Genomic DNA, 15846 nt, shown 5'->3' with positions numbered 1-15846 from the left:
CTATGAAACAATTGGGTTTATTTATTTTTCTGCTGTTGAATACAGCAGTATACGGGCGCATGCCCGTTATCAATACTATGCAGGCCAGCATTACATTAGTATTGCCCGCTACGCCTGCAGGCACGCCTGTATACTTATCGCTCTACCGCAATGGAATTTGTAAAGAAGCGCCAGACACGCAATATACTGCCCAGATAAAACGCAACAGCTGCACCTTTGCCATTCAGCTTCCGGCCGATTACTGTTATTTCAGCATTCACCAGCAAACCACTTCAAAAGGCACCCCGGTTTATTTGTTTGCCGATTATCTGGTGCAGCAGAACGACAGCGTTACTATTTTATTGCAACCTACCGCGAAAGAAGAAAACGATACGCAGATAGGATTTACTTATTACGCCCCATTGCAACAGCTGCATAAGTATAAAGTAACTTTTGCCGGCCCTGGTGCAGTTAAATACAGCTGCCGCTACCGGGCAGATCAACTATTGCAGCAAGCCGGTGGCAGCCTGCTAAGTGTTGATACCAATGGACTATTCAGCCGCAACCAACATGCAGATTCCGCATTAGCTACCGTACACCGCTATTTACTTACCTGTAAAAGCTTAATACCTACTGCTATATACACACAGATACTTACCGATATAGCGGCTATGCTGGAATGTGAACGATTGTATTTTTATCAGATATCAGCCGCCTCCTGGCATAGCTATACCGGCTTTTTTAATAAGGCATTAAGCAGCTACCAGATTATACGCAAAAAAACAGACCAATACTGCAGTAACAACAGGCAAAAAACAATATCGCCCTGGTACAGCCACTGGCAAGCCATGTACTACAGCCAGGTATATAATAACCGATATAACGCTGGTACGTATAAGCCCCCTTTACTAAGCCGCACCATACAACAGATAAAGCAACAGTATAAGGAACAACTGGCAGATCAGATTATTGCGTTTTATATACCTGCTTCTTCAAAAATTGCACAGCCTGCAGCTATACGGCAGATAACGCAACAGATGAAAAACGCGTACTGCCTGCAGCTTGTAAACAGGTTTATGCAAACCAGTACAGGTTTTACCGCCAGGGATTTTCAGTTGGCAGATACCACAGGCAACCTGATAAGCCTGCACAGATTCAGAGGTAAAACAGTTTTTATTGATTTCTGGTTTATAGGCTGTAGCGCTTGCAGCAAATACTACAAAGAGATACTGGCACCAACAGAAGAAAAGTACCGTACGGATAGTAATGTGGTATTCATCAGTATTAATATAGACAGCCGGGCCGACTGGTTAAAAGAAATTAACTCCGGCAACTACACCTCTCCCTGGTGTGTAAACCTGAATACAGGCGAAAATGGGCTAACACACCCGGTAATTAAGGATTACGATGTAACAGTATACCCACGCCCTTATCTGATAAGCAAAACAGGAAAAATTATTACCAGCAAAAGCAGCGACCTGCGGTTTAAAGGTATTAGCGGATTAACCACTTTTATTGAAAAAGCAAAGGCAACGCAGCAGTAACCCTCACCTGCCCATGCCATTGCAGCAACTAATAAGGAGTCTGCCTGCAAACTCCTTATTAGCATAAATAACAAATAGCCCCTGGTAATTAATCCTGAATTTCAAAAGCACCTATTTCCAGTATACTAAAGTTGGCGGGTGCTGTAGTTATAGTATAATTAGGAGCTGCCCCTTCAACTACACGAATACTGGTAGTATTTAAATTAGGAAACACGCCTGTACAGGTTTGCGTTGCTCCGCTGCAACCATAATCAACAGCACTGGTATTTGTTACATGATAGGTGGTAATACCCGGGCTGGGGGTATTGGACTGAAAGCTACGTATACCGTACACAACAGAATCCCGCTTTTTAGCGGCAGAAAATGCACTTGCTGCCCCCGCAATAAGCGCTGCAGCCAGAAATACCCATTTTACTTTATTCATACATTAAAGGTTTTGCGCTCACGGTTAAGAGCAACCGGCTGGCATGTGAGCCGGTGCCAACCAGAATATCTATAGAAGAATTTGTTAATCAGCCAGATGTATCTGCACTGCTGGTGCTTCCGCAGCTTGTATTTTTTGTACGGCTTTTATGGCAACCAGTGTAATAGCTACATAAAACAAATTGAAAACAAAGTGTGTACGCCAGCCCATATTTTTAAGCACCCCTCCGCAACTGCACGGCATGCGGCTATATACATTTAGTAAAGCCAGCCCTATATATACCGTAAATACCGCCATTAACACCAGAGAAGCGTACAAAGCAACCAATTTATACCTGCGGGTAAGCAACCCCGCTACAATCAGAAGCTCTGCTGCGGGAATAGCTACAGCCAGGTAAGGCGTCATCCAGTTGGGAAGCACCTGGTTATTAATTTCATGAAGGGTTGTGCTAAAAGCTGCCACCTTGGTTATGGCAGCATACGTAAATAATAAAATTAACAGGCCACTAATCAGTTCTACCAACAAACTGTTTAGCCTGGTACTGGTTCTCTCAAACATAAATCTGACTTCCTTTGTAAAAACGGTATATATGGTGCGGTTATGCCACACCCCTGTTGCGTAAAATTGCAATTGTTTTTTTCCTTCCCCAAGCTTCTTAAAGTAAGCAAAAGGGTAAAAAAGTTTAGTAAAAAGGCTCCTCTTAGTTATTACTTATAGTACCTGCTACCTTTTCAACCTTACAATACATATGATTAACCGGATCTTTCCTGTATTCGTCCGGAGTTACCCCATATACATCTTTAAAAGCATTAATAAAAGAGGTAGCGTTTTTATACCCTACCATTCCGGATATATTTTTCAGCAACTCATCAGTATCTATTAATAAACGGCAGGCCTCTTTCATCCGCTCTATAAAATGAAAACGATAAATAGTACACCCTGTTTCAACTTTAAATAACTCCTGCATTTTATGGTCGTTCATTTGAATAGCCCGCGACAACAATTCTACGTTGGCCGGATGTTTAAAATTCTGTGTCAATAAGTTTTTCAGAGACTTTATTTTCTCTAAATCGGCTTTTTTATAGGTGCTGTTCTTCATAATTACCAGATGTTTAAATCTTATAATTAACTACTTACTCATTCAGCTTTCAGGCAGGTATGGCAACCGTGTAATACCGGTTAAACGTTTAGAAGAGGTACAGTTTAAGACGAAGCCGAATGTAGTAAACACCCCCCATAAAATAAAATCAAAATACACACTTAAGTACCCCCAAAAGACCCGATATATTATATACTAACTTTACTGTTGTATAACATGCAGCAGCGCTTTATAAGTTCCTGAATGTTCCCTGATATTTCTGCTTTTGTTCCCCTTCGGTTGGCCAAAACAACTACACATAAAAAAGGCCTGTAACTACCAATAGCTACAGGCCGTACCTTTCAGCGTTACTTATGCTGGTTAGGCAGCGTTTAAAGCTGCTTTTATAAGCTTATCGCCAGCTACCTTTTCCAGCAGTTCATCACGTTCTTTAACCATACGTTCATACAGGATAATGCGGCACTCATACAACTGAATCATTTTTTCAAACGCATTAAAAGTACCATCGGGTGTGGTGGCAATACTGGCAATAACGGGTTGGCAGCCGGCAAGTACATTTTTGATAATTTCATTAGACACCTCATCACTAAAATACCTGACAGCCTCTGGTGTTATACCCATTAATTTAGTTATTCTGGCAAGCTTAAGCGGAGGAATAACCGGTCTGGTTTCCAGAAGAGATATTTTTTGCTGATTCCATCCCTGGCCCAGCTGGATGGCGAGCGTTTCCTGCTTAACGCCTAAAATTTCCCTGATACGTTTCAGGTTCCGGCCTTCATGTATTTTTTGCGTGCTCATAGAGTGGAGTATTACAACAAATGTAAAACACCACATTAGCAGCTACAAGTAACCGGGGCATAAAAATAACCCGTACAAATGTGTTTTTTATCTACAGGTTTATACCCACAACCCTTGTATTTTATTGTTTTAAAAGGTAACACTATAGAAATTCTAAAAGCTAAAACACAATAGCTATGTAAAATCCGGGCAGCATATTAAAACGTTATGCTGCCCGGTGTTATACCATCCTTAACAATCGCCCCAGGCGTGCCAGCCTCAGCTGCTGTATAGTTATGCCTGCACTAAAAAACTACATTAAATTATACGCCACACCAACAAAAAATATACGCCCAGGCTGCGAAGGCACTTTAAAGTCGATAAAATCCAACAGGTTTTCGGCATTCAATCTCAGCGATAAGCTGCGTTTAAACAGCTTCTTTTCCACACCCGCATTCAGCAGGTAGTAGCCTTTTACAAACGTATCAAACCGGTCAATATAGCCATTGTTATTTTTATCGCTGAACGGGTACATACCCCGATAGTTTACCCGTATGTTGGCGCTCAGGTTCCAGGGCCTGTAAGTATAAAACACACGGGCGTTAAACATGTGGCGCGATCGGTTTTCTATGCCCCAGTAGTCTTTACTGGTAGGGGCATAGTTTACGTAACCGGTTTCGGGATCGAACAGGGGTTCAAAATACTTTCCCCCTTTTCTTATTTCATTTTCCACCGTTTTGTCCTTGGCAATTAAATACTGGTAGCCCCCGCTTATTTTAAGCGCCGCAATGGGTGAGTAACTAAAAGCAAAGTCCAGCCCTTTATAATATGCTTTAGCATTGTTACGGTACGAATACAGTGCGCGGCTATTGATATCTGTGCCTATAAGTACGCTGTTAATCTGGTTGGTAATATCGTGGTAAAATGCACTACCCTCTGCCCTCAGCCGCTGATCGGGTGTTTCCCATACCAGGCTCAGATTAAAAGATTTACTCATTTCGGCCTCCAGGGGCTTTCCTTTTACTTCATTATACACCGGTTCCAGCTCGTATTTACTTATCTGCCCCGCCTGCATCATCTGGTTTACAATACTGCGTAATACGGCACTGCCCACTACCATGTAATTGTAAGAAGGATTGTAAAACACCTGATATAGCTTTTTCATATCCGGCGCTTTAAAGCCTGTACCATAAGCCGCCTTAATACTAAGCGTAGGGCCAATTTTATATTGCAGCGCCATACTGGGGTCTAACCGCCAGCCATATGCTACTATATGATCGTACCGCAACCCCAGCGTAAACTCCAGCTTTGGCAATACACGCCAGTTAGCCTGGGCATAGGCGAAATAAGCTTTAATGTCGTTTACATTGCTAAGTATACTTTGGTCAATATGTTCTATACTGCCGCCGGTACCAGCAACTACATCCAGCTTTTTATTAATGGTGTAAGAAAGTTGCTGCTCTAACCGGTGTAGCGTTTGGCTGAATACTGTCTGGCTAACACTATCCCCCTGCGTAAGCGCCACACTCATATCGGCCTTATAGCGGGTAAAATAATAGCGCGTCATACTGCGCCATTGTTTATTAAAACGATGGTCGAAGGCCGCAGAAAAGTTCAGGTCTTTTTCATTCAGTACGTCTTTGGTAATGTAGCTGGCACCAAAATCTTTGGTCATAAAACTGCGGCGTAGGCCATAGCGGCCGCTAATGGAAAGTAGATTATTGTCGTTAAAACGGTATCTGAAACGGCCCTGCCCCGCATAGTTATCGTAAGGCGGTGCTGTTGTACCTTTAATGCTGCCGGTATTGGTATTAAAACCGCCGGTATGATAGTAATTGGTATTTAAAGCAATGCTGCCTTTTTTATGAAACAGCGGCGTTTCACCCTCTGCAGATATATCAACAGTTTCATTGCTGCCGTAAGCAACAGAGGCCATTGCCTGCGGATCGGCCACGGTGTGTTTGGTTATGATGTTGATGGTGCCCCCCAGCGCATCCCCACCATACAGGTTAGAAGCTGCTCCCCTGGTTATTTCCACACGTTCTATGTTAGATACACTAATACGCGACAAATCAAAATTGCCGCTGTTGCGGCCTATCATCGGCTGCCCGTCAATCAGCACCATAATGTATTCGCTGCCAAAGCCCTGCATCTGAACACCTACGCTGCGCGAGCCGCCGGAAATGTCGTTCACAATGGCTACGCCCGTTTGTTCTTTCAGCACATCATCTAACCGACGGCTTCCCATCAGTTCAATAGTACGCCTATCTATAATAGTTACGGGCATAATACTGTTTTCTATCTTAATAAGCGATTCAGCATTAGCATTGGCCCTATGCCCCTGCACTTCTACCTTTGCCAGACTGTTAAGGTTTGTCTGCATGCTTATATTGCGCGTATGTGGTTTAGCCGTAAGCCTGAAGGTTTCTTTCCAGGGTTTATGACCTACAATAGTTGCAGTAACGGTTACCATACCAGGTGTTATGCCTGCAAAACGGTATGCCCCCTTTTCATTGGTAACCATTGTTTTACCTGCAGGCGTAAGCACTACAGTAACACCTGCCAGTGCATTGCCCGCTTCATCTGTAATGGTGCCCTGCAAAACTGACTGCTGGGCATACAGCTGCACCCCGGCAATTAAACACAGTACCAATAACAACCATATTCTTTTACAAATCTGCTTCATGCTTTGGGGCTTAATCCTTTGTTTTCAAATTGCGGCTTCCGTTTTTCTGTATAAAATAGCGGAAGGTAAAGTAGGGCGATGGCCAGTTGATATCTGTAACCACTTCGGGTGCACCTTTATACATACTTATCATCTGTAGCTTTCCGTACAAATAACTGGTAACACCTGTAACGGGGTCTGTCTGCTGCAAGCGCAGGTAATAGGCCCGGTAAGGAAAAGGCTGCGCCAGGTGTGTGGCTGTACTGTATTCATACCAGGCGTTAACACCACTGCCATACTCGCTGGAAAAGCCCATTTGCATATTACCTGCCGGCACCGCATCAAATACACTATCGGGTGGCGCTTCATTCATAAACTCATACCCATACAGGTACATAACCACCGCGGTTTTGGTAAGCGGACCTCCAAAGCCTGGGTTTTTAGCGTACAAAGCGTTATTCAACCAAAGCAGGCCATTAAAGTTTTCGGTAAAAGCAAGATCCCATTGGCCGTTTTTCAGATAACGTGCACTATCCGCCGCATCGCGGATAATCTGCTGGCTACTGTCGGCAAAGCGAAACAAAAACATGTTAAACCTGCCGGTTTCTTTGCCGCTACGGCTGTACTGCACGCTTATAAAATTGATATTGCTGCGGTAGTTAACATTATTCATCAGCAACGTCCACGCTTTTCCGTTGTATATATATACGCGCTGATTGTCGCTGTCGCAATACGTATCATCCACAACCGGGCTGGCAGGCGGCAGCTTTGCGTAGCCCTGCCAGTTGATAAATTTACCATCATTTGCCGGGTTATAAACCGATGCATTCATCTGGTACCAGACACCACTTCTAAAAATGTAGTTGTTGCCATCTGCCGTATTGGTATAAGCGCTATTGTTTGCAACACCTGCAGGATGTGCTGCTGCCGGTGCCAGCCATACAATAGCATCTTCGCTGCTGGCATCTACGCGCGCTGCTGCGTTTATCTTCTCATTACCCCAGGGTAAAATACGTATAGAATCGGTCCACGAAGCATTGTAGTAATGCTGCCGCATATAGGTATCTCCTTTTTCATACGTACTATCCCAGCCATCGGAAGCCAGCGTGTCGCCCGGCAGGTTATAAATTACTGTACTGTGCCCATCTGTATAGCTTACTACACTTTCTTCGCGCTTATAACACGCGCTAACCACTGTAAAAAATGCCAGCCCTGCAAAAATTGTTACACGCATAATGCTTACTTGTTAGCTTTAAAGCCCGCACCTTACAGGTGCAGGCTTTAAAGCAGAATAAATACCCTGATTATTTTATAGCAAACGATGGCCATTGGTTGGCAGGTAAAAGCACCTGAAACTGCTCTTCGGAATAATAGGCTCCGTTATAATACAGGTTTATTGCCCATGGTGCATTATCCATTGGCTGGTCAGGCGTTTTAAAACGGATAGAATAATCATCCCGCACAACAAACTGCGTGGTGGAAAACGAGTAACTACCCACACTTAAAATCTGTATTCTGGTAAACGCATTACGATACCACTTCAACACATCGCCATTGTAAATATCTTTCAGCTGTATGGTTACGCTATCGCCCGGTGCTACCGGTTCACCAGCTTCTTTAAAAGACAGTTTTGTTACGCCCGAAGCCCACAACAGCGGCATGCGTATCTGTACCTGCTTCGATTCAGATGCACGGTCGCCAATTTTCACCCATATTTTATGCAGCCCTGTGTCTGCCTGTTTATTGCTTAACGGTATGCGGGCTGTTATAGAGGTGTTGGAAATAGCAGTATAATCTACATTAAGATCAAATTCAAAACCATCGCTTACACGTTGCGCATATACTTTTACATCAGAGGTATCGCGCGATAAAAAATACTCTCCCGTAATAGAAACAACAGGGTCGGTTATCAGGTGAAGTGTATTGGGCGATATAGCGTATACACGCGGTATAGGCACATGTAAAACCGGCTTTAAACGATATACCTGTATAGAACCGTCTTCTGCTTTTACCGCATAGATGGTAGTATCGCTAAAAGCTACTTCCACACCCGAAGCAGGCGTAATGGAGGCTCCGGCAGACACAGCAATTACAGGCCGTATGGTAGCAGGCGCAGTAGTTTCCCCCGTCCAGTACACTATAATTTCACCATTCCGCACAACTGCGTTAAGTGAATCGTTGGCATAACCTTTTAACTTAAAAGATTCAATGTTTTTGTAGGGCATTTTTTCGTAATCGTAACTGGTTTTAGTGCAGGATGGCAGGGTTGTAACCAATGCCAGTGCACAGCAAAGAGAAAGCAGATATACTATATGTTTAAGTTTCATTGCTGGTTAAGTTATTTCTTGGGTTTAATAGTAAAGTATCTGCCGGTGGTAGCCAGTGGATTATTACTGCCCCAGCCCGTTTCATCACTAAAATTGAAATAAAAGCCTACAGCCGGAAGCGTTACAGTAAAACCCGCATATACATAATCGCCCACTGCCCCCTGGGGCACATCAGGAAACAACACTTTTACTTCAGAACGTGACTGGCTGATTATTTTCATTTCCAGCTGTTTATCAAACAACGTATCGGGAAATGTGGCGGGATAAGAGCCGCCATAATTAAAGCCCGTTTTGGTAAATTTCATATACACTTTCTGCAACCCTATCAATACGCCGTTTTGAGAAGGTGTAGTACTGCGGCCCACTACCGAAAATACCACCGTATCGCCCGGTGCATATGCAGACAATGACTTTACATTATTGATTTTAGGCTTATTGTATACCAGATGAACAGGTGGCAGGCTGGCAGTACGGCCCTGATGTTTCAGCTGAACGTTGTAATACCCGCTATCTGCATCGGGCGAAATATCCAACATCATGGTATAATAATTATTACCCGGTGTAATCTCATACACGCTGAACACATTATCATACACCTTTCCCGTAACCTTGTTGGTAAGGGTAAATGTTGCGTTATTGCTGGTTGAACCAAAATTTCCATACAAAGCAATACGGCCAAATACCGGACATTCCAATGCAGAAGTATAATCAACACCGGTTGTGTTTAGCTGATAGCCAGCCTTCAGACTATCAGGATGGGGCGCTATTTGTATAATAAGGTTATATCTGCGTTTTACGCTGTCGCCGCCTGCCACTATATAACTATAGCCGGTAGTATCAACAGGTACGGGAGGCACGCCACCATCCAGGTTAATAACTTCGCCTGCCGCATTCAGCAACTTTGCGTTTTCGCCTATTTTAATGTCGGGCACCAGATAATCTATGCCAAGGTAATAAGGCACGTATACAGTAATGGTATTATTAACATTGTCAATAGCACCCAGCAAAGTGTCTGCAGCGTTGGTAACCTTATACTCCAGTATGGTATTCTGAGGCAAACGGTTGTAGGCCACCAGTTCTGTTTTTTTACAGGAGGGCAAAAGACCTGTAAGGCATAACAGGGCAAGGCTGCCAACAGCCTGCATAAGCCATTTGTGTAGTTTCATTATCTCGTTGATTTTTTGATGTATGCAAATAATGGGGAAGGGAACATTTACAGTTTAACAGTTAACCGGGGCCGGGTAACCATAAATCCAAACCGGCGCTCACTGGCAGGCACTACCACATAACGGAAGCTATAAGCGGGCATTATAACAGAGCGGTCCCGCTTCATTTGCAGGGGATTCATAACGCCATCATAAAGGCTTTGGGTTTCCAGCTTTGCAAAATTGCCTTTTGCTGTTTTAAATATGATGGTGCGCGGCCGTAACACACGCACGTTTTTAAAAGTATCTACCATGGTTTGAGACAGGCAATACAGCAGGTGAACGTATTTATTGGCTTCTGCCTGTACAGCAGGATCTGGATTTTCAAGATTTTTATTTATTTCCGGCCTTAAAGGGTTGCCGCCAAAAGTATAAAAGATGTGTCCCAGCGGTGCCCCGAAAGCCCCCTGATCGTCCAGTCCGGATTCTCCGGGATATTGAAATTGACTGTCGCCAGGTATCTCCGTTACTTCATCAAACCGCTTTTCCAGTACCACCATTCCCCCCACAGCCGAGGTGCCATAACCAAACCCGCTTTTACTGCCGTTGTTAGCAGATAGCGTACTGCGAAAACTACCACTAAAAGCTACATCCCATCTATCGGTACTTCTGTAACCAATAGCCACAGAAGAAAACTTTTCCAGGCTAAAAAACATAGCATCGCCGTCATCTGCCGGAACATGACCAGCAGGTAGTCTGGCACCCAGGTTTAATACTTGTATTTCACGGTTAAAAACCGAATCGCTGGGTGGCGCATCTGGCTGCCAGTCAGCACCACTTAAATCGTACACCTTGCCGCAAGAGCCGCCTACCATAGCCACTATTACCAGGCATGTTATTACGCAATACCTTATACGCCCTGTTTTAACCATAACCGGGTTTACTTATTTTATACGCATACCCTTTAACAGAGCAATACGCTGTTTTAAATATTAAATGAATGTTGCCTGACAAAAGGCTCCATAAGTGGAGTTGAAGCGGAGTAAATGGAAGTGCAAGATTAGCGCATTAACACACGCATCTATTTACGAAAAGAGAAAAAAAGAAAACAACAAAAGGCTGAAACGCCCTATATAAACGGTTTAGCAGAAAGGACTAAAAAATAAACATAGTGGTTTTGCACTGGAAAAACATAGCTAAAAACTACTAATTTTCAAACAAACGCAGCACATGCCGGGGGTGTTATAAATTTATTTCATGCAATAATAAACAGGCTTTTAATAGCAGGTTTTCCGCATTTCGTTACCGCGCGAAAAATAATATCTACTGCAGTATAAAGCAGACAAAGACTTTTAAAGCAGCAGCTACCCGGAAGAATGCCAGGCAAAAAATGCGTTAACTGAATACTGAAAAATGGTTTTTCATACAATACCGGAGCATGCACTACAGCATGGCTAATGAACAGAAAAATATTTAACGCTTTTTATCTGCGTTTCCAGCCGGGAAGAGATATTCTCTACCCTGTCGCACAACATCCCCTCCAGCATTTCTGCTTTTTGCGAAAGATGATTCAGCTTTTCGTTTAACAAGGCCAGTTCATTTTTAATAGCATCCAACCCTGCATCGGAACTGGTACACCCCTTGGTAATAAGTTGTTTTAAACCCGCCAGTTCCTGCGCCAGGTGGTGCACCTGCGCTTCCGGTGTTGTTATGTTTTGACTCATATGGCTATAGCATTTACTGGTTTATAATACTACGAATGTAGCTGTATTAACCGCTGTACTCAATTAAAATTGCGCGTAACAAGCTTAGCAAAAAAGCATTGCAACAATGTAACAACTTTAAACTATTGGCGGAACATTTGTAAGCTTTTATCATAACATCCGACCATTTACCCCTGCTTTGAGGGTAAATAGCCTTTTTTGTTATGTAGTATATTACAATCTTATAATCGTACAGCATCCTATGTTTTTTGTCTCACCACATACTAATTATCCTGTTTTTTATACGGAGTATGTCAAAAAAATATTATTTTCAAGGTACAGGCGTTCCCCTGTATCCATTATCCTCTGTTTAGCCGCATTGTTACACCGTACTTTACATTAAATCTGACCCAATTATGGAAAACGTTTCGGGCCTGGAGGAATGGCTGTTTGATATAAACGCCTTAACTCAGTTACAGCAACTGGTAAACGATAACACCAGTCAGCGCCACCTTTGCACCACCATTTACACACGAAAAAAAGTAGAAACATTAAGCAGTTTGCTGTACAACGAATACAGCCAACTTGTACCGGCCGAAAGCAGTACAGAACATATTGTACTGTATACCTGCCAGTATATTGGCTTTATAAGAGCACAGATGAATGAAGTGTTTGAGTTTAAGCAACGCATAAAAAAACACGATCTGAGTACAGCCATATGGCTGGATTTTATACTGGACAGGCTGTTAGAAGTAATCAATTGCATACAGGATAAATGGGCACTGGATTTTAACAACCTGCCCGCGCCGCAAAGCGAGGTATTTGCTTATATACAAAGATCGCGCAGGTTATGGAAGGACACATATGCCGCACTGCTGGCAACCCTGCACCATACCGATGTAAAATTACTGGCTATGAATGTGGTACGTGCCTGCCGTCTACAGCGCGATACAGTTGTAAGCCGTAACCGGCTGCGCTATAATGAAGTAATGCTATTTAACATGGTAACACTTATTGCGGCGGAAGGCGACCATCCTGATTTTGACGATAAGTTTGTTGATTTGCTGCTGAAAGAAGAATATTATGAAGAAGTGTTTATAACCTTTTTTATAGATACGGTTACCGATTTACTGAGCAAAAGCAGCAGCCTTGCACAAATGCAGCAAACGCTTGCACCCTGGTATCAACGCCTTAAGCAGGCTCCTGCTCCTGCCGGTAATTTTTGCTTTAACTTTCATACCCCGGAAGAGCTGGGTTTGCCCCCCTTTAAACAAATGCTTACAGATATTTTAGACCGGTATAACACATTGGTTAAAGCATCGTAATGCCTTAGCACAGCAATAGCCATGTGTATCAGCTCAGAAAACTCTTAAAATATCGCTCATTAACACTGCCCGCCAGATATACAACAGAGTAAGCTGCCGGGCAGTATTAAGCTATTTACCGGATAAAGTGATGTTTTCGCACAATTTGCGCACTTATATGTTAAACTTTATTATCTTGTTGCCAGCGCAGCAACAATTGTTTCTGACCATTATCCCATCTCCTCTGTAAGCCATCAGCATTACTTTTTTATAAACTTTGACCTATGCCCCAGCTTTCTTTAATTATGGAAAACGAATACAACAGGCACTGGAACTGGCATGCCCTAACGGCTTTAAAACTGTTAGCAATGGACATTGTAGAAAACAGAATGCCGCTGTTTTCGCAACCGCTTATGGGGCACGCACAGGTATTGGTGCAACAGCTGATTACCGATCTGAAAACATCTATAGAAAATATTCCTGAGGCAGAGCATAATGAACGGGCAGCACATCTTCACCATTATCTGGAAGGTGTGCGCATGGTATCTAATCAGCTGCATACTTACCGTAACCTGATACATAAACGAGATGCAGAACGCAGCAATATGCTGGATGAGGTTTGTCAGAAAATGTTGGTGGTAACCATGACCATTGCGGTGTACTACCCCAATTACGACCCGCTGGAAAGTCTGGTGCATGACTACCTGATAACCCTGGAAATGCATGAACACCGGCGCAACTGGCATTACATACACCAGCAACTGATACAACAAACCAGCAACACAGATATTAAGCTGGTAGCTATGAATGTGATAAGAGAGTGCCGCCCTTCGCAACACAAAAACATCTGCTGGCGCCGGCTGGCCTATAACCACCACATGCTGGAACTGCTTTCTAACCTGCTGCACTACCACGACCGCGCAACACAGTTTGATCAGGTACTGATTGATTCATTGCTGCATTGGGAATACTATGATGATGATTTTATCTGCTATTACATTCAATACATAGAAAAAAGCCTGGAAATAGCTGCTTCCAGTGAAAGCAAAAAAAACGTGTTGGCACAATTTTATACCCATATTGAAAAAATGCGCCCCACTAATCCTGCCTTTTGCTTTTCGGTAGCTACGGAAGAAAGTGATTCTTTACCACCCGTAAAAATGTTACTGATGCAAATACTTAATTTTCATAGCGAAAGCATGGAAAACAAGTAGACTTTTTATAACTCGTTGATAACTAAACTACAGTTGGCAGATAATTTATTTTGTTAAAAAGCGGCATTTTCCTGTTTTTGGCATTTCCGTTGTTTACACATTAAATAAATAACTTATCCACAAAACATCAAATGAATATTTTTTCTACTAACTTAGCCACCTGTCACAGTAGCAGCGGTGTTACTGTTCCAAATCTCCCCTTCCAAAAGCCAGCTTGTATCCCCAATATTATTATTGGTAACCAAAACGTATTTGTACCTGTTTATGCACAACATGGAACATTCATTTACTGAAAACACGTACCCATCATTGATGAGGTTACAACATTTGGCGGTAAGGATTACGGGCTTGGAAAAAATGACGCCGGGCCTGCAAACTTTAATAGATGTTAACAACATGAGCACCAGCATGCTGGAGGAATTGCATGTGCACACCCACCAGGCAGATAAATTTACCGCCCCTGTTATGGTACACCTGTACCTGCAACAGATAAGCAATATATCGGACCAGATTCATGAATACGCTATGGTTGTGCGTAAGCACGTTCCCGAAAAACGCGTATTTCTACAGCATATTACCGAAACCATTACCGGTACTATTAAAACGATAGTTACCAAATGGCCCTCGTGTAACTATCTGCAAATGAAAGTACCAGCCGCCTTTGTATATAAAAACATGCGGCAGCTGTGCCCACGCTGGCGCGCCGTGCAGCAACAACTTACCCTGTTTGTGCAGGATGAAAATCTGCTGCGCATTGCCAACACACTGGTAAGAAAATGCAGGCCGGAAAAAAACACACGTGTTACCTGGCATCGCTTTTTGTATACGGAAGACCTGCTGGCCAACCTGGAAGCATTACTGCGCCGCAACTACATAGAAGCCCGTTTTGATGATGCACTGATTGATTTGCTGGTGGCTATGGACTATAATGAAAAAGACTTTTCGCAATACTACATACGGCATATTGAGGCCAGCATTAATAACACCAGCAATTACTACGATAAAAAGAAGCTGCTGAACCGCTACGCCGATAAACTGGAAAACCTGCCTAATCGCATTATTCCGTTTGTACCCGTGCATGCTATAGCGCAGCACCGTGAATACCAGCCTTTAAAAGGCCGGCTTAAGCAGGTGCTTACCACTTACACATCAGCCGTAAACCACCGCCAGCTGCTGATGGAAAAGGAAATGCGCCAGCTGATCTGGAAGAAGAACTAACACCGTACCGTCATAATTTTAAGTTGCTCCCTAGTTTTTACAGCTATGCGGCAGTTAAACCGTATATTGTACTCCATTATACACTACAATACTTTGTATGAGCACAAAAATTCAGGGAACTGTAAAGTTCTTCAATGAAGAAAAGAGATTCGGGTTTATTAAGCATAATGATTCCTCACAGGAAACATTTGTACATCAGAAAGGCTTAATTGACGAGATTAAACAGAACGATGTTGTGGAATTTGATATAGAACAGGGCAAAAAAGGGCCCAATGCTATCAACGTAAAAGTTGTAGGATAAACCAACACACCTCTTTTTACAAAGCCGTTGCTCCTGAGCAGCGGCTTTTTTTTGCCCCTGTTTAAATTCAAAACTCAAAACTTAAAAATCAAAACAGAGAACTGCAAACTCCCGGCATCAAACTCCCCTCATTAAAATAAAGCCAA

At 43.1% G+C, this 15846-nt stretch carries 15 protein-coding genes; 5 read left to right on the top strand and 10 right to left on the bottom strand.

All coding sequences use genetic code 11. The features are described 5' to 3' along the window. Nucleotides 1-2 precede the first annotated feature (2 nt). A complete protein-coding gene (locus IEY13_RS29865) occupies nt 3-1523 on the top strand; it encodes a peroxiredoxin family protein (protein ID WP_188959443.1) in 1521 nt (506 codons plus the stop codon). A gap of 88 nt (nt 1524-1611) precedes the next feature. Here IEY13_RS29865 and IEY13_RS29860 read toward each other — a convergent pair whose 3' ends face one another. From IEY13_RS29860 to IEY13_RS29815, 10 genes are all read right to left on the bottom strand, one after another. Next, nucleotides 1612-1947: a hypothetical protein gene (locus tag IEY13_RS29860; protein WP_188959442.1), complete on the bottom strand. Its 336-nt coding sequence runs from the start codon at nt 1945-1947 to the stop codon at nt 1612-1614. Nucleotides 1948-2031: 84 nt separating this feature from the next. Next, nucleotides 2032-2505 (bottom strand): MauE/DoxX family redox-associated membrane protein, encoded by a 474-nt coding sequence (locus IEY13_RS29855; protein ID WP_188959441.1) that lies wholly within the window; start codon nt 2503-2505, stop codon nt 2032-2034. 142 nt (nt 2506-2647) lie between these two features. After that, nucleotides 2648-3046, bottom strand: coding sequence for a helix-turn-helix domain-containing protein (locus IEY13_RS29850; RefSeq protein ID WP_188959440.1), 399 nt, complete (start codon nt 3044-3046; stop codon nt 2648-2650). A gap of 360 nt (nt 3047-3406) precedes the next feature. Further along, nucleotides 3407-3844, bottom strand: coding sequence for a helix-turn-helix domain-containing protein (locus IEY13_RS29845; protein ID WP_188959439.1), 438 nt, complete (start codon nt 3842-3844; stop codon nt 3407-3409). Nucleotides 3845-4136: 292 nt separating this feature from the next. After that, a complete protein-coding gene (locus tag IEY13_RS29840) occupies nt 4137-6509 on the bottom strand; it encodes a TonB-dependent receptor (RefSeq protein ID WP_188959438.1) in 2373 nt (790 codons plus the stop codon). Between the two features lie 10 nt (nt 6510-6519). Continuing rightward, nucleotides 6520-7722, bottom strand: coding sequence for a hypothetical protein (locus IEY13_RS29835; protein WP_188959437.1), 1203 nt, complete (start codon nt 7720-7722; stop codon nt 6520-6522). Nucleotides 7723-7792: 70 nt separating this feature from the next. After that, a complete protein-coding gene (locus IEY13_RS29830) occupies nt 7793-8815 on the bottom strand; it encodes an SGBP N-terminal domain-containing protein (RefSeq protein ID WP_188959436.1) in 1023 nt (340 codons plus the stop codon). Nucleotides 8816-8826: 11 nt separating this feature from the next. After that, on the bottom strand, nt 8827-9981 hold the full coding sequence (locus IEY13_RS29825; protein WP_188959435.1) for a hypothetical protein: 1155 nt from the start codon (nt 9979-9981) through the stop codon (nt 8827-8829). A 47-nt stretch (nt 9982-10028) separates the two neighbouring features. Next, entirely contained in the window at nt 10029-10892 is an 864-nt protein-coding gene (locus IEY13_RS29820; protein ID WP_188959434.1) for an HmuY family protein, read from the bottom strand. 522 nt (nt 10893-11414) lie between these two features. Continuing rightward, a complete protein-coding gene (locus tag IEY13_RS29815) occupies nt 11415-11684 on the bottom strand; it encodes a hypothetical protein (RefSeq protein ID WP_188959433.1) in 270 nt (89 codons plus the stop codon). A gap of 395 nt (nt 11685-12079) precedes the next feature. Between IEY13_RS29815 and IEY13_RS29810 the strand changes: the two genes are divergently transcribed. The 4 genes from IEY13_RS29810 (at nt 12080) to IEY13_RS29795 (ending at nt 15700) form a co-directional block, all read left to right on the top strand. Beyond that, nucleotides 12080-12988: a hypothetical protein gene (locus IEY13_RS29810; RefSeq protein WP_188959432.1), complete on the top strand. Its 909-nt coding sequence runs from the start codon at nt 12080-12082 to the stop codon at nt 12986-12988. Between the two features lie 263 nt (nt 12989-13251). Continuing rightward, nucleotides 13252-14181, top strand: coding sequence for a hypothetical protein (locus tag IEY13_RS29805; protein ID WP_188959431.1), 930 nt, complete (start codon nt 13252-13254; stop codon nt 14179-14181). A gap of 312 nt (nt 14182-14493) precedes the next feature. Further along, a complete protein-coding gene (locus IEY13_RS29800; protein WP_188959430.1) occupies nt 14494-15399 on the top strand; it encodes a hypothetical protein in 906 nt (301 codons plus the stop codon). A gap of 97 nt (nt 15400-15496) precedes the next feature. Further along, entirely contained in the window at nt 15497-15700 is a 204-nt protein-coding gene (locus IEY13_RS29795) for a cold-shock protein (RefSeq protein WP_188959429.1), read from the top strand. Nucleotides 15701-15846: the final 146 nt, after the last annotated feature.

The sequence above is a fragment of the Filimonas zeae genome, from assembly GCF_014641615.1.
GTDB classification, from domain to species: domain Bacteria; phylum Bacteroidota; class Bacteroidia; order Chitinophagales; family Chitinophagaceae; genus Filimonas; species Filimonas zeae.
Note: the sequence above shows the minus strand (reverse complement) of the source record. Positions and strands in the feature narration are given on the sequence as shown.

What these genes read in the sequence shown, in the direction of transcription:
- IEY13_RS29795 (WP_188959429.1), top strand. Translation starts at nt 15,497, where the DNA reads ATGAGCACAAAAATTCAGGGAACTGTAAAGTTCTTCAATGAAGAAAAG.
- IEY13_RS29815 (WP_188959433.1), bottom strand. Translation starts at nt 11,684, where the DNA reads ATGAGTCAAAACATAACAACACCGGAAGCGCAGGTGCACCACCTGGCG.
- IEY13_RS29820 (WP_188959434.1), bottom strand. Translation starts at nt 10,892, where the DNA reads ATGGTTAAAACAGGGCGTATAAGGTATTGCGTAATAACATGCCTGGTA.
- IEY13_RS29830 (WP_188959436.1), bottom strand. Translation starts at nt 8,815, where the DNA reads ATGAAACTTAAACATATAGTATATCTGCTTTCTCTTTGCTGTGCACTG.
- IEY13_RS29850 (WP_188959440.1), bottom strand. Translation starts at nt 3,046, where the DNA reads ATGAAGAACAGCACCTATAAAAAAGCCGATTTAGAGAAAATAAAGTCT.
- IEY13_RS29835 (WP_188959437.1), bottom strand. Translation starts at nt 7,722, where the DNA reads ATGCGTGTAACAATTTTTGCAGGGCTGGCATTTTTTACAGTGGTTAGC.
- IEY13_RS29855 (WP_188959441.1), bottom strand. Translation starts at nt 2,505, where the DNA reads ATGTTTGAGAGAACCAGTACCAGGCTAAACAGTTTGTTGGTAGAACTG.
- IEY13_RS29865 (WP_188959443.1), top strand. Translation starts at nt 3, where the DNA reads ATGAAACAATTGGGTTTATTTATTTTTCTGCTGTTGAATACAGCAGTA.
- IEY13_RS29810 (WP_188959432.1), top strand. Translation starts at nt 12,080, where the DNA reads ATGGAAAACGTTTCGGGCCTGGAGGAATGGCTGTTTGATATAAACGCC.
- IEY13_RS29825 (WP_188959435.1), bottom strand. Translation starts at nt 9,981, where the DNA reads ATGAAACTACACAAATGGCTTATGCAGGCTGTTGGCAGCCTTGCCCTG.
- IEY13_RS29805 (WP_188959431.1), top strand. Translation starts at nt 13,252, where the DNA reads ATGCCCCAGCTTTCTTTAATTATGGAAAACGAATACAACAGGCACTGG.
- IEY13_RS29860 (WP_188959442.1), bottom strand. Translation starts at nt 1,947, where the DNA reads ATGAATAAAGTAAAATGGGTATTTCTGGCTGCAGCGCTTATTGCGGGG.
- IEY13_RS29840 (WP_188959438.1), bottom strand. Translation starts at nt 6,509, where the DNA reads ATGAAGCAGATTTGTAAAAGAATATGGTTGTTATTGGTACTGTGTTTA.
- IEY13_RS29845 (WP_188959439.1), bottom strand. Translation starts at nt 3,844, where the DNA reads ATGAGCACGCAAAAAATACATGAAGGCCGGAACCTGAAACGTATCAGG.
- IEY13_RS29800 (WP_188959430.1), top strand. Translation starts at nt 14,494, where the DNA reads ATGAGGTTACAACATTTGGCGGTAAGGATTACGGGCTTGGAAAAAATG.